Genomic DNA, 22041 nt, shown 5'->3' on the forward strand with positions numbered 1-22041 from the left:
ATACGAAGTATAAAGAAAAGTGAGATCTGTCTCTTATGTACTTTTAGTGAATATTCAAATTGCAATGGTGTTATGTTTATGGGGATTTATGAATAAAATGCACTAAACCACTAACGTCCATTTGATGAAGTAAGGGGTGGAATTGTGCAGAAAGATATAATGTATAATACTGAAATGGATGAAGCGTTAAAAGTTATAGATAAAGGATTGAAGAAGCCGATAAGTCCAAAACAAATTATTGTAGTGGGAGCTGGTATGGCTGGGTTAGTTTCAGCTTCTTTATTAAAGGCTGCAGGACATGATGTGAAAATTTTTGAAGCAAATAACCGGGTAGGTGGTCGTATAGAAACAGTTAGAATGGAAGATACCGGATTATATTTAGATGTCGGAGCAATGAGGATTCCTTATTCACATACATTAACGATGGCATATATAAGAAAATTTAGGCTACAGGTGAGACCTTTTATTAATAGGAATGAGACGGATATTATATACGTAAATGGACGGAAAACGACGTTAAAACAATATGAAAAAGATCCAAGTATTCTAAGATATCCTGTGGAAATGAATGAAGTTGGAAAAACGTCAGAGGAATTATTATTGTTAGCGGTACAGCCCATTATAAATTTTATAAAAAAGAACCCAGAAAAAAATTGGGATATTGTTGTAAAGGATTTTGGGAGATACTCTACTGGACAATTTTTAAAGTATCATCCTTATCAGTATAATACTTACTTTTCACCAGTAACAATTGAGATGATTGGTGTTTTATTAGATTTAGAAGGTTTTTTGGAACGGTCGTTTGTAGAGACTTTACGCTTTCTATACATTATGCAAGAGGAGAGCGGATTTTGTGAAATTGTGGGCGGGAATGATAGATTGCCAAAGTCATTTTTACCGCAATTAGAAGAGAATATTATATATAATCAAAAATTAATGAAGTTACATCAACACGATAATGGTGTGACAGCTTTCTATCGGAACGAGGAAACTTTTGAATATAGTAGTATTACAGGAGATTTAGTTATTGTTACCATTCCGTTTTCGACAATGCGTTTTGTAGAAGTAGATCCGTTTGATTCTATATCTCATGAAAAATGGAAAGCAATTCGTGAATTACATTATATGCCTGCGACGAAAATAGGAATTCAATTTAAAAGCCGATTTTGGGAAGAACAAGGACAATTAGGTGGCAGAATTATAACAGATTTGCCAATTCGTTATGCCTATTATCCAAGTTATGGAATTGGGGAGAAAGGACCGGCTATGATGTTAGGTAGCTATACATGGTCTTATGACGCGTTGTTATGGGATGGTTTATCAAAAGGGGATCGTATTTATTACGCATTACACAACTTAGCAACAATATTAGGTGGTCAAGTGTATGATGAGTTCATATCTGGAATTTCAAAAAGCTGGACATTGGATCCGTATGCGCTTGGAGGATTTGCACTTTTTCAAGCAGGTCAAGAATCTGAGCTGCAACCAGCGATTGTCAAACCAGAGGGGAGAATATTCTTCGCTGGAGATCATACAACGCTATATCACGGATGGATTCAAGGTGCGATTGAATCTGGAATTCGTGTAGCGGTGGAAGTGAATGAGTAAAAGGTTTTCAATTCAGAAAATTCTTTACTATATAACTTCAGATGGATATTATTATATATAAAAGAAATATAGGGAGTGTTTACAGTGAATCCGTTATTATTCGATTTTCCTTCTGAATTTTATACTGATAGACTTTTTATTCGAATGCCGAAACCAGGAGATGGTAAAGTTGTATATGATGCAATTCAGGCTTCAATACAAGAACTAAAACCTTGGATGGTGTTTGCACAAAAAGAGCAAACAGAGCAAGAAGTAGAAGAAAGTATTAGAAAATCACATATTCAATTTTTTGCAACGTGAGGATTTAAGATTACTAGTATTTTCGAAAGAAACAGGTGAATTTATTGCATCAGCTGGATTACATCGTATTAATTGGGATATACCTCAATTTGAAATTGGATATTGGATTGATACAAGGTTTAGCGGAAAAGGCTATATGGTAGAGGCTGCGAAAGGTATAACGGATTACGCTTTTTCTGAATTGAAAGCAAACCGTGTAGAAATTCGTTGTGATTCTTTAAATAAGAAGAGTAGAGCGATACCTGAGAAATTAGGTTTTAAGTTAGAAGGTACGTTAGAAAGTGCGAGTGTTGCGGTAGATGGAAACGGATTAAGGGATATGTGTGTATTTGCTATGACTAGAAATACATATGAAAAAGAAGAGCTGTAAGAAAACAGCTCTTCTTTTTATGCATTATGGTACAGGATGTCCATTAGAGCTTTCGAAAATTGTAAACCATTGTTGACGGTCTAAGTTAACTTTTGTAGCAAGAGCGGCAGTTTTTACGCGATCTAATTTACCAGAGCCAACGATTGGCATCATATTAGCTGGATGAGCAAGTAACCAAGCATACATAACCGTATCTATACTAGAAACACCTAGCTCAGTAGCAACTTTTTGCACAGTTTCACGTACGCGTACAGCACGTTCTGATTGACCAGTAAAAATCTCCCCACCAGCAAGAGGTGACCAAATCATTGGATTGATTCGTTTTTCTTGGCATAAGTCAATTGTTCCTTTTTCAAAATGCTCAAGCTGCAATGCAGAAACTTCAATTTGGTTCGTAATAAGTGGAAAATCTAAGTACGAATTTAACATATTAAATTGTGAAGGTAAGAAGTTAGATACACCGAAGTGACGAACTTTTCCTTCTTGTTTTAATTGTGAAAAGGCTTTTGCCACTTCATTTGGATCCATAAAAGGATCGGGACGATGAATAAGTAATACGTCAATATAATCTGTATGTAAATTTTTAAGTGATGCTTCTACACTTTGCATAATATGCTCTGTACTAGTATTGTAGTGAGCAACATATCGTTCTGGAAATTTCGGTGATGGGGGAGCGATTCCACACTTTGTAATAATTTGCATGTTTTCTCGTAAGGAAGGCTTTAATTGTAAAGCTTCGCCAAATAACCCTTCACACGTATATGCGCCGTAAATATCAGCGTGATCAAAAGTAGTAATTCCCATATCCATACAATCTTCAATGAAAGAAAGTAATTCTTGTTTCGTCATATTCCATTCTGCTAAACGCCAAAATCCTTGAATAATACGAGAAAATTCTAGCGTTTCAGCCATTTGAACTCGCTCCATTATAAGTACCCCCTTGATGAATAATAATGTTTTGAAAAGGCTTTTTTACTACATGTTATTATATAGTTAATTAGGTGTACAGACAATAAATATGTTTTGCTATAAAAACGATTTTTTCTATCATGCCTTTCGAGAGGACTCCCATCTCTAAACGTAAATGAAGGTGGTGAGGTGAATCGAAAGAAATATTTTATTTTTGAGAAAAAAACGGAAACGTATGTTCTTTTTTGCTATAATATCCTTAACAAGGAGGTGAATAAAATGGCAAAAGAAAATCCATCAAACTATAAAACTCTTCAAATCTGGATAAAAAAAGGGCATCGTATGTATTCTTATTTTCAAGAATGTTGTCATAACGCTAAGAATATGTACAACACCACAAACTTTTATATACGCCAGGTGTACACTGGATTAACACAAGAAAAAGAGTTGCAGCCTTTGCAAAAAGAAGTTCTGGATAATATTCATAAAAATATTGGGAAGATGAATGACACACAACGTCTTGTCTATCGGAAGAAATTGGAAAAAGAGAAAGTGAAGCCTAAAGAAGAACAGAAAGAGATTACATGTAATTTGTTTTCAGAACCTAATTTTGAAAAACCTTATGTAGATTACAACTTTCTAGATGCACTATTTAAGGCTATGATTCAAAATGATTATCGAGCTTTGCCTACGCAATGTAGCCAGTCCATCATGAAAGGTTTGTTCCAAAATTGGAAATCTTTTTTTGCTAGTTTAAAAGACTATAAAAAGAATCCAAACAAATATGATGGAATGCCTAGGATTCCAAAGTATATTCGTTCTTCTGAAAAAGAGATTCTGTATACAAACCAAGATTGCATCATTAAAAACGGTAGATTTTTAAAGTTTCCAAAGACGAAATTGCAATTAAATATTGGGAAACTAGGTTTCACTGAAGGTAAACTGAAACAAGTTCGTGTGATTCCAAAATACAATGAATATGTAGTGGAATTGGTAATTGATGTTCCTTCTGAACAACAAATGATTGAAGCGAATGCTCGTTATATGAGTATTGATTTAGGGATTGATAACCTTGCAACCATCGTAACAAACACAGGTATGAAACCTGTCCTTGTTAAGGGCAAACATGTCAAAAGCATAAATCAATATTACAACAAAATGAAGAGTCATTTTACAAGCATTCTTAGAAATGGAAAACAAACGAATGAAGGACCTTTTACTTCTAAAAGGATAGAAAAACTTCATCAAAAACGTTACTTGAAAATAAAAGACGTCTTCCATAAAGTTAGTCACCACATCGTAAAACTAGCTCAAGAAGAAGAAGTTTGTAAAATCGTTATTGGTCAAAACAAAAGTTGGAAACAAGAAACGAATATGGGAAAAAGAAATAACCAATCGTTTTGTCATATCCCGCATAATTTACTGATTCAAATGATTACATACAAAGCAAATGCTGTAGGCATTCAGGTTGTTGTAACTGAAGAATCATATACATCGAAAGCAAGTTTTCTGGATAACGACTTCATTCCAACGTATGGAGAAAATGACCAAAATACAACTTTTTCAGGAAAACGAATAAAGCGCGGTATATATCGTTCAGCAAATAAAACTTTAATTAATGCAGATGTAAATGCTGCGGCTAACATTTTACGAAAAGTAATCCCAAATGCATGGACAAATGGGATAGAGGGGTTAGGCGTGAAACAGCTCGCTAATGTGTTAACTCCCCTGACGTTAATCGTCCGTTAGGTCGAAACGTTAGAAACCCCCACTTCAAGCTTTGTTAAGTGGGGGAGTGTTCATATGCTATAATGTAGAAACATATAGGTATAAGGAGAGGTACGAAATGATTCCAGTAACAATATTAACTGGTTTTCTTGGATCAGGGAAAACGACTTTATTAAATCGTATTTTATCAGAAAATCACGGTAAGAAATTAGCAGTGATTGTAAATGAAATAGGGCAAATTGGCATTGATAATCAGTTGATTATGAATGTGGAAGAAGAAATTATGGAAATGACAAATGGATGTTTATGTTGTACTGTACGTGAAGATTTACTCGTCGCTTTAAAACAATTACTGGACGTAAAAGCAGAAGGGAAAATGGATTTTGATGGTTTAGTAATTGAAACGACTGGCCTTGCAAATCCAGGGCCGATTATTCAAACATTCTTTTTAGATCCAGTCATCCAATCTGCTTACCAAATTAACGGTGTTGTAACGGTGGTAGATAGTTATCATATACATAAACATTTTGAAAAAGGATTAGAAGCAAAAGAGCAAATTGCGTTTGCTGATGTCGTTTTAGTAAATAAATTAGATTTAATTGAAGAGAATGAGAAAGAAAATCTCTTGCATGAAATTCAAGGGATTAACCCGACTGCAAAGTTAATTGAGGCGACTAACTGTGAGGTAGATATACCATCTTTATTACAAATCCAAACGTTTAAAACGAAAGATACGTTGCAAATTTACCCTCATAAAGAACATAACCACTTAGAAGGTGTGAAATCATTTGTATTACGTGAAGAACGTCCGCTGGATTTACAAAAGCTTAATGAGTGGATGTCAGCTGTCGTTCAAGAGCTAGGGGAATATTTATATCGTTACAAAGGAATTTTATCGATAGACGGAGTAGATAAACGTATCGTTTTCCAAGGCGTACATACGTTATTTGCTGCTTCGTATGATAGAGAGTGGCAAGAGGGCGAAGAGCGAGTAAGTGAAGTAGTTTTTATCGGAAGAGATATTAATAAAGAGTGGTTCCAAGAACATTTCGAGGAGTGTGTGAAATAAGTCTGCGTAAATTGCAGGCTTATTTTTTATGAACATTCTATTAGATTGCAAAACAGAATTAAATAAGGGAAAGAAACTAAAAATTGATAAATGTATAATAAAAAGCCTGTTTTCACAGGCTTGTATTTTCGTCTATTAGTAACTCCATTACAACACCTACAACTGGACCTTCATCATCAATATCCCCATTTAAGCGGAAACCAAATGATTCATACAGTCCCATTGCAAGTTTGTTGTCTGGATGTAAACTTAAGTAAATTATTTTGCATTCAAATTTTTCTTGTAAGAATTGAATGAGTAAGCGAAGGAAACGTTTTGCGTATCCTTTTCCTTGATATTGTTGGTCAATCATAAAGCGATCGAGCCAGACACTTTTATGTTTTACTGAATACCATCCATACATTGCGTATCCTACAAGTGTTTCTCCATCATATAAACCTACTGACGTTCCGTTTCCTTCATATAATGATTCTGCTAAAGAAAACGCGTTACTTTCAATAAATTGTTGCTGATCTTTTGCGACGTCTAAAGCAACTACTGAACGCCAATTTTTTGCTGTTACTTCACAAATGTGAAGATTCATAATTCCAACTCACCTTCTAAATTAATATAGCTTTAAAGCTAATATGGATAATTTTACTTGTTATTTTAGTCAAGTCAAGGATAAATACATAAAAAGGCAGCTGAATAACAAATTCAGCTGCCTAGAAAGTATAATGGATTAGTTTGTTGCTTCTTTCAATGTATTTACGTTTTCTTCCATTAAAGTGAAGTAATCTTTATTATTTTTTGCATCATCTTCAGAAATAGTAGCTAAGTGATTTAAGCGTAAAACTTTTGTACCAGTTTCTTTTTGAATTACCGATGCTACTTTTGGAGTAGAGAATGTTTCGAATAAAATATATTTTAGATTATGTTCTTTTACTGTTTTTGTAATGTCAGCAAGCTGCTTTTGAGATGGTTCATCAGAAGCTGAAATTCCAGCGATAGGAATTTGTTTTAGGCCGTATCGTTGTTCCCAGTAACCATAGGCAGCATGAGAAACTAAAATTTCTTTCGTTTTTGCGTTCGCTACAGCTGCCTTAAATCCATCGTCTAAATCAGTAAATTTAGTTTGAAGTGCTGCAAAGTTTTTTTCGAATTCTTGTTTATGTTCAGGTTGTAATTCTACAAGTGCATTTTTAATTTTTTCTGCCTGTTTCATTGCTAGAGTAGGATCTAACCAAACATGCGGGTCTTTATCGTGATGATGTTCATCTTCTTTATGGCCATCTCCATGATCATGATGCTCTTCTTCAGTAGAAGCACGAAGCTCAATACCTTTAGATGCATTTACAATTTTAACATTTTCTTTTTGTAATGTTTTTTCCATTTTTTCAGCAAATGGTTCTAATTCAGCGCCGTTATAAACAAATAAATCGGCTTTTGCAACTTGTACTGTTTGTTTTTGACTTGGTTCAAATGTATGTGAATCTGCACCCGGTGGGTAAATCGCTTCAACATTTACATAGTCGCCACCGATTTTCTTTGCGAAATCAGCAAGTGGGAAAATCGTTGTATAAACTGTTAGCTTTCCATCTTTCTTGGCATTACTTTCTTTTTTATTTGAGCAGCCAGCGAAAATTAAGGTGAAAATAAGTAAGAATGAAAATATAGTCAATCTTTTAGGCATGAAGTTCTCCTCTTTTCTTTTTTTACGGATATATTTTCCCCAATTATAGAAGAAAAATATCATTTTAATACAAAACGGAATAATTACGTTTTAGTTTGCGAACTTAGTATAATACATCTTTAATAAAGTTGCAATAAATAATAATCATTCCGATTTGTTTTTGTTATAAAGTTGTCAAATATAGGTGTATTATTTTTGCAAATGCATGCATATGTGACAACGCTGTTTTCATATATTGAAAAGGAGGTAAAGAGGGGGATGAGCGCTTGGGTTACTTAATGGAAGCTATTTTATTAATATTAGCGGTAGTATTGCCATTATCTTTCGTATTAATTTTTTTAAGAAGATTAATAAGTAATTTAGGGGACGCTACAACAATAACGAAATTACAAGAGAGAGATGAGAAAAAAGAGTGAGTAAAGCACTATGCGTACGCATAGTGTTTTACTTGTGGTAAAATAAGAGCAGGAAACTCCTAAAGGTTGTATTTTACTAAAGGAGAGAAAAGTAAAATAAGAGGTATATGCATATATGAATAAGCGAACAGCGTTAATACTTGGTGCAAGTGGTTTAGTTGGACAAGAGATAACGCGTCTATTACTTGAATCAGGTTACTACGATTCGGTTACTATTTTTGTAAGAGAGCCAATGCAATTGCAACATGAGAAGTTACAGCAGAAACAAGTTGATTTTTCGGTATTAGAGGAATATAAAGAGTTCTTTGCTGTGGATGATGTTTTTAGTTGCTTAGGAACAACAATAAAAAAAGACAAAAACAAAAGCAAATTTTAAAAAAGTAGATTATGAATATACGTTACGAGCTGCGTGTTTAGCTGAAAAACAAGGGGTACAAAATTTCCTTGTCGTGTCTTCTATGGGAGCGAATCCTAAATCATTCTTCTTTTATTCACAAGTGAAAGGAAAAATGGAAGAAGAATTGCAAAAGTTAGTGATTGGTGGTATTCACATTTTTAGACCATCATTATTAGTAGGAAATCGACAAGAATTTCGTTTCGGCGAACGAATGGCTGAAAAGTTATCTCGTATTATTCCGTTTATCTTTAAAGGAGCTTTTAAAAAATATAAACCAATTTCAGCTAAAGATGTGGCGAAAGGGATGTATATAACCGCGCTGCGAGAAGAATCGGGTATCCATACTTATAATTCAAATGAAATTACAACGATAGAATAAATAAAACCGAGAAGAATGACTTCTCGGTTTTATTTATTCGTATGAATTTTTCCTGGTGCTCGCTTATATTGGTGAGGTTCTTGCAATTCAAAGCCAAGTTCATTGGCCGCTATTCTCGGAAAATACGGATTGCGAAGTAATTCACGTCCGATGAAAATTAAATCTGCTTCGTTATTATTTAAAATTTGCTCTGCTTGTACTCCGGTCGTAATCAATCCAACTGCACCAGTTGCAATGTTAGCATGCTCTTTAATATGTTTGGCATATTGTACTTGATAACCGGGATACACATCAATATGTGCTGGTACAACTGCGCCAGAACTACAATCGATTAAATCTATTCCCTGTTCTTTCATCCACTTTGTATACTGAACATAATCTTGAACTGTTAACCCGTCAGGATGATAATCATTTGCTGAAATACGGACAAATAACGGCCCGTCCCAAACTTCATTTATCGAGTCAATGATTTCGCGTAAGAAACGATAGCGGTTTTCAGGTGAACCACCATATTCATCAGTCCGCTTATTGGAAAGCGGAGAAAGAAATTCATTAATAAGATAACCGTGAGCACCGTGTATTTCAATAACATCAAATCCAGCTTGTTTTGATCGTACTGCAGCTTGCTGAAAAGCTAATACGGTATCTTTAATTTGGTGTTTGCTCATTTCTATTGGCATTTTCATTGTTTCATTAAATGGAATGGCTGAAGGAGCTAACGCATCTGTTTCTAGTTCTGCTTTTCTTCCGGCGTGAGCGAGTTGAATGGCAGCTTTTGCACCATTATCATGTATAAAAGTAGTCGTTTTATGTAAGCCTTCAATTAAACTGTTATCCCAAATGCCTAAGTCTTTATTTGAAATTCGACCTTCAGGTAACACGGCTGTTGCTTCAATCATAACTAAACCAACTTGACCGGCAGCTCTTGTTCCATAATGAATGAGATGGAAATTCGTTACTTGGCCATCCCCGTTTTCCGATGAATACATGCACATAGGTGACATAACAATCCGGTTTTTTAATGTAACGTCCTTAATTGTATAAGGTGAAAAAAGTTCGGAATTCATCCAATAGCCTCCTAGATTGAATTTTCTTACATTGTATCATTCTCTTTTTTGTTTCTCTAATAAAACGCTTATACGAAAAATTTTGTATATTCGTGTTACAATGACTAATATGAACTGAATTGGAGGATGGCATATGTACCAGGCTTATTATGAAAGCGAAGTAGGTTTGCTTGAAATTACAGCGAATCAAGAAGGAATTACGTCTGTTATATTTGTTGATGAACGACAAGAAGAAAATAAAAATGAAATGATAGAACAATGTATAAATGAGTTAGATGAATATTTTAAAGGGAAAAGAAAAGAGTTTACGGTCCCGCTGTCTGCGGAGGGAACAGCATTTCAAAAAAATGTATGGGATGCACTTTATACTATTCCATACGGCGTAAGTGCTTCATATTTAGATGTTGCAGAGAAAGTTGGAAATACAAAAGCTGTACGGGCAATAGGAGGGGCAAATAGTCGGAATCCAATTTCAATAATTGTTCCATGTCACCGTGTAATAGGAAAGAGTGGAAAGCTTGTTGGATATGCTGGTGGTTTATGGAGGAAAGAGTGGTTATTAAAACACGAAGGTATTTTGAAATGACGTATGGATGGGAAGAGGGATTGTTTTGAAATGTATAAATTGTGGGCAACCTTGCGAGGAGGAACAGTTAAATTGTGCAAGTTGTCAGCGAAACTTGGATAATGAACAAGATGAAGGTAGCTCGTTAATAGATAAAGAACTAGAAGTATATGTAGGGAGACAATATCCGTATTACAAAAGGAAATGGGAACTTGAGAATAAGCGGATTGCTAGGTGGAGTTGGAATGGTTGGGCTGCTATTTTCAATATAGGCTGGCTAGGATATCGTAAGTATTATGTACCAGCTGCTTTATTTATGTTGTTATTAGTAGCGTGTGATGCATTTTCGTATTATATGGGATTTAATGTAGCGTTGCCAATCATTAATATGGTGCCTCTTACGTTTTTATTACTCATTTTTATTCTGTTTGGAATGGGGATTTTTGCAAATGGATTGTACTATCAATTTGCGGAAAGACGTATATACCGAATAAAAGCAAGAGAAATAAAAGATAAATCAGTTGAAAACTATCTAATCAATGATAGCGGCGGAACGAGCAAAATGGGAGCGACAATTGTTACTATTTTAGCAGTTGCCAGCATATTTTTTAGTCATTTCTTTTTTCCGACTGATCGAGACGTTATTCAAAAGGTTCGTACAAGCTCGCTTTATGAATATCCTTTCTTTTCAATAGGTGAATCTTTCGAAAATTATTTTCAAAATTCAGGTTGGATATATTATCGTGGAACGGAAGGGTTAGAATTAGTAGAATTCCAAGGATATAACACCGGAACGCCAAGACAAAAGGTGAAGATTCAATTTGTTGTCGATTATAAATTAGGTGAAGTGGAACCATACTCATTTATGGTTAATGGTGAATCTAAAACTGAAGAAGAGTTTTTGAAGCTGATGGAAGAAATATTTAAAGTTCAAAATCCATTTGATATAGAGGATGGATTACAAGTAAATGCTATTCAAGAAAGCGGCTGGAAAGAAATTTCCGATCGCTTTTTTCTATGTTTGTTAAAATAAATATTTAAAATAATCAGAATCTTTTGTATAATGAAATATATTATATAGGATTTAACTTATACATATAGATTGGGGGAAGGAAGAATGAAGAGAAAGACAACAACAATTGCTGCACTTGCGTTAACGACGAGTGTATTGGTTGCAGGATGTGGGAATGGTGAGAAGGCTTCGACAACGAAGAAAGAATCGAATAAGGGAATGGCAGATAAACAAGTTTTAAATTTGCTAGAAACAGCTGAAATTCCTTCAATGGATACATCTAAATCAACGGATTCTGTATCTTTCCGTGTATTTGTAAATGCAATGGAAGGTTTATATCGTCTAGATAAAGATAATAAACCAACACCAGGTATGGCAAAAGATGTGAAGATTAGTGAAGATAAAAAGACATATACATTTGAATTACGTGATGCGAAATGGTCAAATGGTGATCCAGTTCGAGCACAAGATTTTGTATATGCATGGCAACGTACATTAGACAAAGCAATAGCGGCAGAATATGCATTCATTTTATTTGATGTGAAAAATGCACAGAAAGTAAATAAAGGTGAATTACCATTAGATCAATTGGGTGTTAAAGCGAAGGATGATAAAACGTTGGTAGTAGAATTAGAGCAACCAGCACCTTATTTTCTTGAGCTTACGTCGTTCCCTACATTTTTCCCATTAAATGAAAAATATGTGAAAGAGCAAGGAGATAAATACGGATTAGAAGCAGATAAATTAGTATATAATGGACCATTTACAATGAGTCAATGGAAACATGAACAAAATTATCAGTTAAAGAAAAATCCTAATTATTGGGATAAAGATACTGTAAAGTTAGACGAAATTAATGTAAGTATTGTGAAGGAAACAAGCACGGGAGTAAATTTATATGATAGTGATCAAGCAGATCGAGTTATTTTAACTTCTGAATTTGTTGATAAATATAAAAAGAATAAACCAGATGAATTTAAAACGAAGTTAGACCCGCGTATGTATTTCTTACGCTTTAATCAAAAAAATGCAACATTTAAAAACCAAAAAGTACGTGAAGCGATTGATTTAGCATACGATAAAAAAGGAATTGCTGATGTCATTTTAAATGACGGTTCATTGCCAGCATATTTCTTAGTACCTGAAAAATTCACGACAGGTCCGGATGGAAAAGATTTCCGCTCTGTAAATAAAAACTTCCGTGATAGTAAAGATAACGCAGAGAAAGCAAAAAAATTATGGGAAGAAGCGAAGAAAGAGCTTGGTCAAGATACAATTACGGTTGAATTACTAAACGATGATAACGGTAGCCGTAAAAAAGTAGGCGACTTTATTAAGGAAGAACTAGAGAAAAACTTGCCTGGTATTAAAGTGAATTTGAAACAGCAACCATACAAGCAGAAGCTAGATTTAGAAAAGAAATTCCAATATGAATTCTCATTATCTGCATGGAGCCCTGATTATCCGGATCCAATGACTTATATTGATATGTTTGTTACTGGAAGCTCATTTAATGAAATGGATTATTCTAATCCGAAGTATGATGATTTAGTAGCGAAATCAAAAGGAGAGCTATTAAAAGATGATAAAGCACGCTGGAATGCACTTGCGGAAGCTGAAAAAATCTTAATTGGTCAAGACGCAGCAATTTCTCCTACGTACCAACAAAGTACAGCTTATTTAGAGAAGCCATTTGTAAAAGGCATTGCTAACCATACGTTTGGCGGGGACTTCAGTTATAAATGGGCATATATTACAAAAAAATAGTATAATAAAAGATGAGTGAATTTTCGCTCATCTTTTATTTGTATAAGGAGGAATTATAGTTGTTAAGAGGAATCAATCATATTTGTTTTTCGGTATCTAATTTAGAAAACTCTATTATGTTTTATGAAAAAGTATTAGAAGGAGAATTATTAGTTAAAGGAAGAAAATTAGCTTATTTTAACATATGTGGAGTATGGATAGCGCTTAATGAAGAGACGCATATTCCGAGAAATGAGATTCATCAATCTTATACGCACATTGCATTTTCTGTTGAACAAGAAGACTTTAAATGTCTAATACAGCGATTAGAAGAAAATGATGTTCATATTTTACAAGGAAGAGAACGTGATGTAAGAGATTGCGAATCTATATACTTTGTTGATCCTGACGGTCATAAATTTGAGTTTCACTCAGGGACACTGCAAGACCGTTTAAATTATTATAGAGATGAGAAACCTCATATGACATTTTATTAGGGAGGGATAGCATTTGAATGCACTTGTAATTGGTGGAACAGGAATGCTAAAGAAAGTTTCTATGTGGCTTTGTGAGAAAGGATTTTATGTTTCTATTATCGGGCGAGATGAAGTGAAATTAGAAAATGTTAAGCGAATGAGTTCTGCACCAGAAAATATTACATGCCTTTCGTTAGATTATCATAATGATGAAGATGTAAAGCTAGCTATTAAAAGTACAATTAAGAAAAATGGCCCAATCACATTAGTTGTTGCATGGGTACACACAAGTGCAAAGCATGCACTATCAAATATTTGTAAAGAACTAGATTTGTCGTCTAAAACATATAGTTTATTTCATATTTTGGGTAGTAAAGCATCACGTATGCCTGCACAAAAAATAGGGAGTACGCGATGTATTTATCATAGAATTATTTTAGGTTTTATTTTAGAAGATACATATGGAAGATGGCTTACTCATGAAGAGATAGCTGATGGAATTATAAAAGGGATTGAAAGTAAACGAGCGGAGTGGATTGTAGGGAGAGTTGAACCGTGGGAATTACGACCAACATGGTGAGGGGGAGTAAGAAATGAAAACAACTATATATGTAACAAGGCATGGTGAAACAGAGTGGAATGTAGCGAAGCGAATGCAGGGACGGAAAAATTCTGCTTTAACTGAAAATGGTATAGTTCAGGCGAAACAATTAGGGAATCGAATGAAAGATTTACCAATCCATGCGATCTATAGTAGTCCGAGCGAAAGAACACTTCATACGGCAGAGTTAATAAAGGGGGAACGTGATATACCCATTATAGCGGATGAGCATTTCTATGAAATCAACATGGGTATATGGGAAGGACAAACAATCGCGGATATAGAAAAGCAATTTCCAGAAGAAGTACATCTGTTTTGGAATGAGCCACATCTTTTTCAGTCAACATCAGGCGAAAATTTTGAGGCCGTTTATGAAAGAGTAATTGAAGGGATGCAGCTTCTTTTAGAGAAGCATAAAGGACAAAACATATTGATTGTGTCTCATGCGGCAGCAGCAAAATTACTTGTAGGGCATTTTGCGGGAATTGAAATAGAAAATGTGTGGGATGATCCATTTATGCATAGTGCCAGTTTGAGCATAATAGAATTTGAAGAGGGTATCGGTAAAGTGAAACAATTTGCAGATATAAGTCACTTTCAATAAATGTAAAAAAGGCCGCAAAACGGCCTTTTTTTGGTGGTATAAAAACTAGCAGTTACGTTTTTTATACCAGAAGTGATCGAATTTCTTATTTTTGCAAGATGGGAATTTATGTCCGCCTTTGCAATCGTTCCATTTCTTTCCGTCATCACACGAATCGTCGCAAGAGCCACCGTGTCCATTAGGGAAGAATTCGCATTTTTTACAGTAACATCGTTTAGTCCAGTAAAATTTCTTTTCAAAGCGTACACATTTTGTAACGAATGTACAATGCTTTCTACGAGTACGTTTTGTAACTAAAACGCATTCTTTTCTACGCGTTACTTTCGTAACGAACGTCCATTTTTGCACGCGAACACGAGTACATTTTGTAACAAATGTCCACTTTTTAACGTGAGTACATTTTGTAACGAACGTACAATGTTTCACGCGAGTACATCTTGTTCTTGGGCATTTACAATCTTCGTTACACTCTATTTTTGTAGTGCAATCATCATCGCACTCAAAAGTACTTGGATCTTGGTGTAAGAAATCCTCCATCCCAGCACTTTTGATTTCTTCAACAGCTTTTCTAATATCACGTTTCATAGAAATCCTCCTTATCATGTATTAAAGTGAAAAGGTATTCTTTTTCCTTAACATGATATGTATGTAGGCATCTTTCTGAACAGGACAAGAGTGTAATTTTATATAAATAGATGATTGCGGATGTATGGACAAGACAAGGCGCATACATTGAATGAAGAGAACTGAGAAGGGATGAGAAAACATGCTGCCTTCATATGATTTTTTTGTTCATCCAATGTACTTAGTGGAATTGAAAAAGGACATTTGGTCAGATAGTCCAGTGCCAGCAAAATTAACTTATGGAAAAAAGAAGTATGATATTGATATCGTATACAGAGGAGCTCATATTCGGGAATTTGAGAAAAAGTCTTATCATGTTATGTTTTATAAGCCTAAAAAATTTCAAGGTGCGAAAGAGTTTCATTTGAATTCGGAGTTTATGGATCCGTCTCTCATAAGAAATAAATTATCTTTAGATTTTTTTCATGATATTGGTGTACTTTCGCCAAAATCACAACATGTATTTATAAAAATTAATGGTCAAATTCAAGGTGTGTATTTACAGTTAGAATCGGTTGATGAAAATTTTTTGAAAAATAGAGGATTACCGAGTGGTTCTATTTATTATGCGATAGATGATGATGCGAATTTTTCATTAATGAGTGAACGAGATAAAGATGTTAAGACAGAGCTCTTTGCGGGTTATGAATTTAAATATTCGAATAAAAATAGTGAAGAACAGCTGAGTGAATTTGTATTTCAAGCGAATACTTTGACGAGGGAAGCCTATGAAAAAGAGATTGGGAAGTTTCTACATGTAGATAAATATTTACGATGGTTAGCAGGAGTTATTTTTACGCAAAACTTTGATGGTTTTGTTCATAACTATGCACTATATCATAACGATGAAACAAATTTATTTGAAGTTATACCGTGGGATTATGATGCGACTTGGGGGCGAGATGTACAAGGGAGACCGCTTAATCATGAATATATTCGTATTCAAGGTTATAATACGTTGAGTGCAAGATTGCTAGACATACCTGTATTTAGAAAGCAGTATCGAAGTATTTTAGAAGAAATATTAGAAGATCAATTTACAGTTTCGTTTATGAGGCCGAAAGTAGAAGGGTTGTGTGAATTGATTCGTCCATATTTACTACAAGATCCATACATGAAAGAAAAATTAGAAACATTTGATCAAGAGGCTGATATGATTTATGAATATATAAATAAGAGAAGAAAGTATATACAAGACCACTTACATGAATTGGATTAATTTTGAAAGAGATTGAAACGTTATCAATCTCTTTTTTTTTGTATAATAAAGATGTATCAATAAAAATGAAGTAATATATTTGATAGAGAATGGGGATGCGGATATATGACGATTAAATGGATTGATTGGGTAAAACAAATACAATCTATAGCTCAAGCAGGTTTAACGTATTCTAAGGATGTGTATGATATTGAACGTTTCCAGCAATTACGAGATATTTCTATTTCAATGATGTCACATTACACGAAAACAGATTGGGAAATCGTAGAGAAGTTATTTGCAAGTGAGACAGGCTATCAAACACCTAAAGTTGATATAAGAGCGGTTGTTTTTCAAAATGAAAAGTTATTATTTGTGAAAGAAAAAAGCGATGGGAAATGGGCATTGCCAGGTGGATGGGCTGATGTCGGTTATACGCCAACCGAAGTTGCAGCAAAAGAAGTTTTCGAAGAGACTGGTTATGAGGTAGATCATTTTAAGTTACTAGCTATATTTGATAAAGAAAAACATCAACCATCTCCATCGGCGACGCATGTATATAAGATTTTCATTGGATGCGAGATTATTGGTGGAGAAAAGAAAACTAGCATTGAAACAGAAGAGGTGGAGTTTTTTGGTGAAAATGAATTGCCTAATTTATCAATTGCTAGAAATACAGAAGACCAAATTAAAGAGATGTTTGCCTACATGAAAGACCCGCAGAAAGAGAAATTAATAGATTAATCCTGCTTGAATTGTACATATTGTTAAAATGAAGATATTGGCAGATTGCAGCCTTTATGTAATAATGGGATGGTATGTGAAGAAAAAAGGAGATAAAAAAGAACATGTTAGCAAACATAATAGATCAGTTATTGCAATTTTTTGCAAGCTTAGGTTACTTTGGAGTAGCTCTTGCTTTAATGATTGAAGTAATCCCGAGTGAAATTGTACTTTCGTATGCTGGCTTTTTAGTAGCAAATGGTAAAATTAGTTTTGTGGGTGCAGTTATCGCCGGAACGATTGGTGGTACTTTAGCGCAAATCTTTTTATACTGGCTTGGATACTACGGAGGGCGTCCGGTTGTAGAGAAATATGGGAAATATCTACTTATTAATAAACATCATTTAGACATAGCGGAAGGTTGGTTTAAGCGTTATGGAGCAGGCGTAATATTTTCTGCGCGCTTTATCCCAGTAGTGCGTCATGCGATCTCTATTCCAGCAGGACTAGCTAAGATGCCATTAAAACTATTTACACTTTATACGGTTGTAGCGATCATTCCATGGTCAATTCTATTTATATACTTAGGTGAAAAACTTGGTGGGAATTGGCGACAAATTAAAGAGTATGCATCTGATTACACACATTACATAATTATAGGAGCTGTTCTTTTTATTGCTCTATACTTTGGTTTAAAGTATTTCAAAAAGAAAAAAGCAGCGCGTTAAAGTCAATGATAATTCATTGGCTTTTTTTGTTTGTTTCGGTTCTAAAGAAAAGGAGTTGTCCATAATGTGTAATAATAAAGCGTAGCGGAGGAATGTGATGAAAGGGTCACCGTTTATACGTGGAACGATATTTTTAACGATGGCAACGATGATATCAAAAATGTTAGGGTTTATATATGTTATACCATTTACAGCGATGGTCGGTACGAGTGGTTACGTTCTATACACATACGCATATCGTCCTTATACCATCATGCTCAGCATAGCAACAATGGGATTACCGCTAGCTGTTTCAAAGATGGTATCAAAATATGATCAACTGAATGATTATCATACGGTTAAGAGAGTGTTGAAAAGTGGAATCGTGTTTATGTTTATAATGGGAGTCATTTCGTGTTTTACGTTATATATGCTAGCTCCGCATTTAGCTAAACTTGTCATCGATGGGAATGATCAAACGGGGAATAGTGTAGGAGCGGTTACTACTAATATTCGAATTGTAAGTTTTGCGTTAATACTTGTGCCAGTAATGAGTTTATTAAGGGGCTTCTTTCAAGGATTCCAATCGATGGGGCCTTCTGCATTAAGTGTAGTTGTGGAGCAATTTTTTCGGGTTTTAACCATTTTAATAGGAAGCTTTGTTGTTTTATATGTTTTAAAAGCTTCTGTTTCGCTAGCAGTTGGTATTTCAACGTTCGGTGCCTTTATGGGAGCTGTAGGTGGATTAACTGTTTTAAGTGCGTATTATATGAGAAGGAGAAGGCACTTAAAGAAAAAAGAAATGGCAAGTATACCACAAACAACGAAATCTTTTTTCTCGCTTTATAAGGAGCTCTTTACATATTCTATTCCATTTGTTGTAGTAGGCTTAGCAATTCCGTTGTATCAGACGATTGATACATTTACAATTAATAAACTACTTATACAGATAGGGTATATGCAAGGCGAAGCGGAAAAAATTAATGCAATAATTGGCCTTGTTCAAATGGTTGTGCTTATCCCGGTATCCGTTGCGACAGCTTTTAGTATGTCTCTCGTACCAGAGATGACGAAAGCTTATACAGCAGGAAATACGAAGCTATTGTACAAACATTTTACGAGAACAAATGTATTAGTAGTAGCGATTACGGTACCGGCGGCAATTGGAATGATGGTGTTAGCCAAGCCTGTATATACCCTTTTATTTGGTGCTGGAAATGATCCAGAGATGGGGAGAATCATTTTACAGTATTATGCTCCTGCTTGCATACTATTTTCTCTTTTTACAGTAACGGCTGCTATGCTACAAGGAATCAATCAACAGCAGAAGACGGTGCTAGGACTAGTGATTGGAATTATTGTGAAGATAGTTTTAAATATTGTATTGCTTCCGTATTTCGATTATGTAAGTTTTATCATTTCAACATACGCGGGCTATACGATTTCAGTTGGGTTTAACTTGTGGATGCTTTCTAAATATGTTATAAAGGCAACATAAGCTTTTAAGGCAGAGAGCACTCTGTCTTTTTCTATGTTTATCCCGCTCTAACGGGCAGTAAGATCCTCATCTCAAAATTCAGCGAAAGAAAAGAAGTTTGGTTGGGGGCGGGCAGCCCGTAAAAGCCCGATTGGTGAGGGCTGAAAATCAGTGGGGGATGAAGTCCCCACTGATTAAAGTTTCACTTTATAATATTTTTCTTATAAAAACGTTTTCAAAATAATTTTTCTATTGAAATTTAAACGTATGTTTCATATGCTGAGAATGGCGGTTTAAAAACTGTGATTTAAGAGAGGTAGATTCCTACATGTAAAAAGAATCGGGGTGATAGTATGTTAAATATATATTTAACAGACCGAAACGGAAAACTACAAGAGATTGAGGAAATGCAAAAGGGGTGCTGGATTAATGTACTTCATCCAACAGAAGAAGAAATTCAATATCTAGTACAAACTTTAAATGTAGACTTAGATTTCATTAAAGACCCTTTGGATGATGAAGAACGCTCTCGTATTGAAAAGGAAGACAATAATACTTTAATTATCGTCGATATTCCGACAGTTAGACATGACGAAGAAGGAAATTCGATTTATGACACGATTCCAATAGGTATGATTGTGATGCCGGATTGTTTTGTTACAATCTGCTTAGAAGAGAATCCAATTTTTGAACGTTTTATTAATCAACGTATTAAAGAATTTTATACGTTTAAGAAGACGCGCTTTGCACTTCAGCTCTTATATACGATTTCTACTTATTATTTAAGATACTTAAAGCAAATAAATCGAAAAACAATTGATTTAGAGCATCAATTAAATCAGTCAATGAAAAATAAAGAGATTTTCACATTGTTAGGCCTTGAGAAAAGCTTAGTATACTTTACAACGTCATTAAAGGCTAATAAAATTGTAATTCAAAAGTTAATGCGTAATAGTACATTTTTAAAAATGTATGAAGACGATCAAGATTTATTAGAAGATGTATTAATTGAAAATAAACAGGCTATTGAAATGGCGGAAATATATAGTCATATTTTAAGTGGAATGATGAATACTTTTAGCTCCGTTATATCAAATAATTTAAATAGTGTTATGAAACTGTTAACGTCAATTACGATCATTTTATCTTTACCGACGATGGTTTCTAGTTTCTTTGGAATGAACGTAAAGGTTCCGTTTGAAGGAGAAGCCCACGGTTTTGTAATTGTACTCATCATATGTGTAACACTATCTTTCACGTTAGCTTTTGTTTTTTGGAAGAAACGTTACTTTTAAAGATAAGAAAGCTGCTCTAGCATAGTTATACAACTACGCTAGAGCAGCTTTTTTTGCTATGAAATCTCAAATTTTGAATAGAATATAACTTGTACAATGTAATGTATATAAAGGGTATGTATTCCATATAAGCCTTGTTCAATTAATGAAATGGGGTTAAAATTACATATTGTTAATGAAAAGTTGGAGGAAATACATCATGGAATTGTTTCAATTACCGAAAGCATTCCTGCAAATGAATACAATTTTTATCTCCATATTGATCGAAGCACTTCCTTTCGTGCTCATTGGTGTATTTATTTCAGGATTCATTCAAATGTTCGTGACAGAAGATATGGTGGCAAAATGGATGCCGAAAAACCGATTTCTGTCTGTTTTATTAGCTACTTTTTTAGGTATGTTGTTTCCGGGCTGTGAATGTGGAATTGTTCCGATTGTAAGACGATTAATTGGAAAAGGTGTTCCACCATACGCAGGGATTGCATTTATGTTAACTGGACCTATTATTAATCCAGTTGTATTATTTGCTACTTATGTTGCCTTTGGGAGTAGTATGCACATGGTATGGTATCGTTCTATTGTAGCGATTATCGTAGCCATTATCGTTGGAATTATATTATCCTTTATGTTTAAAGAACATCAATTAAGAGATGATCACTTCCCAGAAGTGAATAATAAGCGTCCACTGCGTAAAAAAATGTGGGATGTATGTACACACGCTGTTGAGGAATTCTTCTCAATGGGAAAATATTTAGTACTAGGTGCGTTAATTGCAGCAGCGGTACAAACGTTTGTACAAACTTCAACACTTCTTGCTATTGGACAAGGTCCGTTTTCTTCATCAGCTGTTATGATGGGACTTGCTTATATATTATCACTTTGTTCAGAGGCAGATGCATTTATCGCTTCTTCGTTCCAAAGTACGTTTTCAACAGCTTCACTTGTCGCGTTCCTCGTTTACGGACCGATGGTGGATATTAAAAATATGTTTATGATGCTTGCGACATTTAAAACGAAATTTGTAATTGTTGTTATAGTTACAGTTACTCTTGTTGTTTATGCAAGCTCACTACTCATTTATGCGATGGGGTGGTAGGT

At 34.5% G+C, this 22041-nt stretch carries 21 protein-coding genes and 2 pseudogenes; 18 read left to right on the plus strand and 5 right to left on the minus strand.

All coding sequences use genetic code 11. The annotated features are described in order from the left end of the window. Window positions 1-144: 144 nt before the first annotated feature. Together HMPREF1014_RS10140 and HMPREF1014_RS10145 are read left to right on the plus strand one after the other, a co-directional pair. Window positions 145-1608, plus strand: a complete 1464-nt coding sequence (locus HMPREF1014_RS10140) for a flavin monoamine oxidase family protein (RefSeq protein WP_001168109.1) — start codon at window positions 145-147, stop codon at window positions 1606-1608. A gap of 84 nt (window positions 1609-1692) precedes the next feature. Beyond that, a pseudogene (locus HMPREF1014_RS10145) lies at window positions 1693-2278 on the plus strand (GNAT family N-acetyltransferase). 24 nt (window positions 2279-2302) lie between these two features. Here HMPREF1014_RS10145 and HMPREF1014_RS10150 read toward each other — a convergent pair. Next, on the minus strand, window positions 2303-3205 hold the full coding sequence (locus HMPREF1014_RS10150) for an aldo/keto reductase (RefSeq protein ID WP_000442784.1): 903 nt from the start codon (window positions 3203-3205) through the stop codon (window positions 2303-2305). A gap of 261 nt (window positions 3206-3466) precedes the next feature. On the opposite strand from HMPREF1014_RS10150, the gene HMPREF1014_RS10155 reads away from it, so the two are divergent. Together HMPREF1014_RS10155 and HMPREF1014_RS10160 are read left to right on the plus strand one after the other, a co-directional pair. Then, a complete protein-coding gene (locus HMPREF1014_RS10155; protein WP_001040870.1) occupies window positions 3467-4936 on the plus strand; it encodes an RNA-guided endonuclease InsQ/TnpB family protein in 1470 nt (489 codons plus the stop codon). 97 nt (window positions 4937-5033) lie between these two features. Further along, entirely contained in the window at window positions 5034-5984 is a 951-nt protein-coding gene (locus HMPREF1014_RS10160; protein ID WP_000613422.1) for a CobW family GTP-binding protein, read from the plus strand. 112 nt (window positions 5985-6096) lie between these two features. Here HMPREF1014_RS10160 and HMPREF1014_RS10165 read toward each other — a convergent pair whose 3' ends face one another. Together HMPREF1014_RS10165 and HMPREF1014_RS10170 are read right to left on the minus strand one after the other, a co-directional pair. Continuing rightward, window positions 6097-6567: a GNAT family N-acetyltransferase gene (locus tag HMPREF1014_RS10165; RefSeq protein ID WP_001048677.1), complete on the minus strand. Its 471-nt coding sequence runs from the start codon at window positions 6565-6567 to the stop codon at window positions 6097-6099. A gap of 138 nt (window positions 6568-6705) precedes the next feature. Beyond that, window positions 6706-7656 carry a metal ABC transporter substrate-binding protein gene (locus HMPREF1014_RS10170; RefSeq protein WP_001126151.1) on the minus strand — a complete coding sequence of 317 codons (951 nt, stop codon included), beginning with the start codon at window positions 7654-7656 and terminating at the stop codon, window positions 6706-6708. A gap of 266 nt (window positions 7657-7922) precedes the next feature. Here HMPREF1014_RS10170 and HMPREF1014_RS31525 point away from each other — a divergent pair, with 266 nt between their 5' ends. Beyond that, window positions 7923-8072, plus strand: a complete 150-nt coding sequence (locus tag HMPREF1014_RS31525; RefSeq protein ID WP_000540932.1) for a hypothetical protein — start codon at window positions 7923-7925, stop codon at window positions 8070-8072. 115 nt (window positions 8073-8187) lie between these two features. Continuing rightward, window positions 8188-8848 (plus strand): annotated as a pseudogene (locus HMPREF1014_RS10180) (oxidoreductase). A gap of 29 nt (window positions 8849-8877) precedes the next feature. On the opposite strand, the gene namA reads toward HMPREF1014_RS10180, so the two are convergent. Further along, window positions 8878-9915 (minus strand): NADPH dehydrogenase NamA, encoded by a 1038-nt coding sequence (gene namA, locus HMPREF1014_RS10185; RefSeq protein ID WP_001083647.1) that lies wholly within the window; start codon window positions 9913-9915, stop codon window positions 8878-8880. A 133-nt stretch (window positions 9916-10048) separates the two neighbouring features. On the opposite strand from namA, the gene HMPREF1014_RS10190 reads away from it, so the two are divergent. The 6 genes from HMPREF1014_RS10190 (at window position 10049) to HMPREF1014_RS10215 (ending at window position 14919) form a co-directional block, all read left to right on the plus strand. Beyond that, a complete protein-coding gene (locus HMPREF1014_RS10190; protein WP_000283915.1) occupies window positions 10049-10501 on the plus strand; it encodes a methylated-DNA--[protein]-cysteine S-methyltransferase in 453 nt (150 codons plus the stop codon). A 7-nt stretch (window positions 10502-10508) separates the two neighbouring features. After that, window positions 10509-11513 (plus strand): DUF2628 domain-containing protein, encoded by a 1005-nt coding sequence (locus tag HMPREF1014_RS10195; protein ID WP_002196418.1) that lies wholly within the window; start codon window positions 10509-10511, stop codon window positions 11511-11513. Between the two features lie 84 nt (window positions 11514-11597). After that, window positions 11598-13259: a peptide ABC transporter substrate-binding protein gene (locus tag HMPREF1014_RS10200; protein ID WP_000824274.1), complete on the plus strand. Its 1662-nt coding sequence runs from the start codon at window positions 11598-11600 to the stop codon at window positions 13257-13259. Between the two features lie 59 nt (window positions 13260-13318). Then, on the plus strand, window positions 13319-13735 hold the full coding sequence (gene fosB, locus HMPREF1014_RS10205; protein ID WP_000943769.1) for a FosBx1 family fosfomycin resistance bacillithiol transferase: 417 nt from the start codon (window positions 13319-13321) through the stop codon (window positions 13733-13735). 13 nt (window positions 13736-13748) lie between these two features. Continuing rightward, on the plus strand, window positions 13749-14294 hold the full coding sequence (locus HMPREF1014_RS10210) for a short-chain dehydrogenase (RefSeq protein WP_000993140.1): 546 nt from the start codon (window positions 13749-13751) through the stop codon (window positions 14292-14294). 13 nt (window positions 14295-14307) lie between these two features. Further along, window positions 14308-14919 carry a phosphoserine phosphatase 1 gene (locus HMPREF1014_RS10215; protein WP_000858827.1) on the plus strand — a complete coding sequence of 204 codons (612 nt, stop codon included), beginning with the start codon at window positions 14308-14310 and terminating at the stop codon, window positions 14917-14919. Window positions 14920-14964: 45 nt separating this feature from the next. On the opposite strand, the gene exsB is transcribed toward HMPREF1014_RS10215, so the two are convergent. Beyond that, window positions 14965-15504 carry an exosporium protein ExsB gene (gene exsB, locus HMPREF1014_RS10220; RefSeq protein ID WP_000817486.1) on the minus strand — a complete coding sequence of 180 codons (540 nt, stop codon included), beginning with the start codon at window positions 15502-15504 and terminating at the stop codon, window positions 14965-14967. Window positions 15505-15685: 181 nt separating this feature from the next. On the opposite strand from exsB, the gene cotH reads away from it, so the two are divergent. From cotH to HMPREF1014_RS10250, 6 genes are all read left to right on the plus strand, one after another. Further along, window positions 15686-16762 (plus strand): spore coat protein CotH, encoded by a 1077-nt coding sequence (gene cotH / locus HMPREF1014_RS10225; RefSeq protein ID WP_000937999.1) that lies wholly within the window; start codon window positions 15686-15688, stop codon window positions 16760-16762. 105 nt (window positions 16763-16867) lie between these two features. Further along, a complete protein-coding gene (locus tag HMPREF1014_RS10230; protein ID WP_000153576.1) occupies window positions 16868-17485 on the plus strand; it encodes an NUDIX hydrolase N-terminal domain-containing protein in 618 nt (205 codons plus the stop codon). 104 nt (window positions 17486-17589) lie between these two features. Beyond that, complete coding sequence (gene uptA, locus HMPREF1014_RS10235; protein ID WP_000880691.1) at window positions 17590-18192, plus strand: undecaprenyl phosphate transporter UptA; 603 nt, start codon at window positions 17590-17592, stop codon at window positions 18190-18192. Window positions 18193-18289: 97 nt separating this feature from the next. Next, window positions 18290-19669 (plus strand): putative polysaccharide biosynthesis protein, encoded by a 1380-nt coding sequence (locus HMPREF1014_RS10240; protein ID WP_000678847.1) that lies wholly within the window; start codon window positions 18290-18292, stop codon window positions 19667-19669. A gap of 332 nt (window positions 19670-20001) precedes the next feature. Continuing rightward, window positions 20002-20943, plus strand: coding sequence for a magnesium transporter CorA family protein (locus HMPREF1014_RS10245; RefSeq protein ID WP_000932389.1), 942 nt, complete (start codon window positions 20002-20004; stop codon window positions 20941-20943). Between the two features lie 199 nt (window positions 20944-21142). Beyond that, window positions 21143-22039 carry a permease gene (locus tag HMPREF1014_RS10250; RefSeq protein WP_000418716.1) on the plus strand — a complete coding sequence of 299 codons (897 nt, stop codon included), beginning with the start codon at window positions 21143-21145 and terminating at the stop codon, window positions 22037-22039. Window positions 22040-22041 lie beyond the last annotated feature (2 nt).

It is taken from the genome of Bacillus sp. 7_6_55CFAA_CT2, from assembly GCF_000238655.1.
Taxonomy (GTDB): domain Bacteria; phylum Bacillota; class Bacilli; order Bacillales; family Bacillaceae_G; genus Bacillus_A; species Bacillus_A cereus.

Excerpts from the sequence above, each read along its gene's own strand:
- HMPREF1014_RS10250 (WP_000418716.1), top strand. The coding sequence starts at position 21,143 with ATGGAATTGTTTCAATTACCGAAAGCATTCCTGCAAATGAATACAATT.
- HMPREF1014_RS10200 (WP_000824274.1), top strand. The coding sequence starts at position 11,598 with ATGAAGAGAAAGACAACAACAATTGCTGCACTTGCGTTAACGACGAGT.
- HMPREF1014_RS10165 (WP_001048677.1), bottom strand. The coding sequence starts at position 6,567 with ATGAATCTTCACATTTGTGAAGTAACAGCAAAAAATTGGCGTTCAGTA.
- HMPREF1014_RS10245 (WP_000932389.1), top strand. The coding sequence starts at position 20,002 with ATGTTAAATATATATTTAACAGACCGAAACGGAAAACTACAAGAGATT.
- HMPREF1014_RS10240 (WP_000678847.1), top strand. The coding sequence starts at position 18,290 with ATGAAAGGGTCACCGTTTATACGTGGAACGATATTTTTAACGATGGCA.
- HMPREF1014_RS10155 (WP_001040870.1), top strand. The coding sequence starts at position 3,467 with ATGGCAAAAGAAAATCCATCAAACTATAAAACTCTTCAAATCTGGATA.
- HMPREF1014_RS10150 (WP_000442784.1), bottom strand. The coding sequence starts at position 3,205 with ATGGAGCGAGTTCAAATGGCTGAAACGCTAGAATTTTCTCGTATTATT.
- namA (WP_001083647.1), bottom strand. The coding sequence starts at position 9,915 with ATGAATTCCGAACTTTTTTCACCTTATACAATTAAGGACGTTACATTA.
- exsB (WP_000817486.1), bottom strand. The coding sequence starts at position 15,504 with ATGAAACGTGATATTAGAAAAGCTGTTGAAGAAATCAAAAGTGCTGGG.
- HMPREF1014_RS10195 (WP_002196418.1), top strand. The coding sequence starts at position 10,509 with ATGGGAAGAGGGATTGTTTTGAAATGTATAAATTGTGGGCAACCTTGC.
- cotH (WP_000937999.1), top strand. The coding sequence starts at position 15,686 with ATGCTGCCTTCATATGATTTTTTTGTTCATCCAATGTACTTAGTGGAA.
- HMPREF1014_RS10170 (WP_001126151.1), bottom strand. The coding sequence starts at position 7,656 with ATGCCTAAAAGATTGACTATATTTTCATTCTTACTTATTTTCACCTTA.
- HMPREF1014_RS10160 (WP_000613422.1), top strand. The coding sequence starts at position 5,034 with ATGATTCCAGTAACAATATTAACTGGTTTTCTTGGATCAGGGAAAACG.
- HMPREF1014_RS10215 (WP_000858827.1), top strand. The coding sequence starts at position 14,308 with ATGAAAACAACTATATATGTAACAAGGCATGGTGAAACAGAGTGGAAT.
- HMPREF1014_RS10230 (WP_000153576.1), top strand. The coding sequence starts at position 16,868 with ATGACGATTAAATGGATTGATTGGGTAAAACAAATACAATCTATAGCT.
- uptA (WP_000880691.1), top strand. The coding sequence starts at position 17,590 with ATGTTAGCAAACATAATAGATCAGTTATTGCAATTTTTTGCAAGCTTA.
- HMPREF1014_RS10190 (WP_000283915.1), top strand. The coding sequence starts at position 10,049 with ATGTACCAGGCTTATTATGAAAGCGAAGTAGGTTTGCTTGAAATTACA.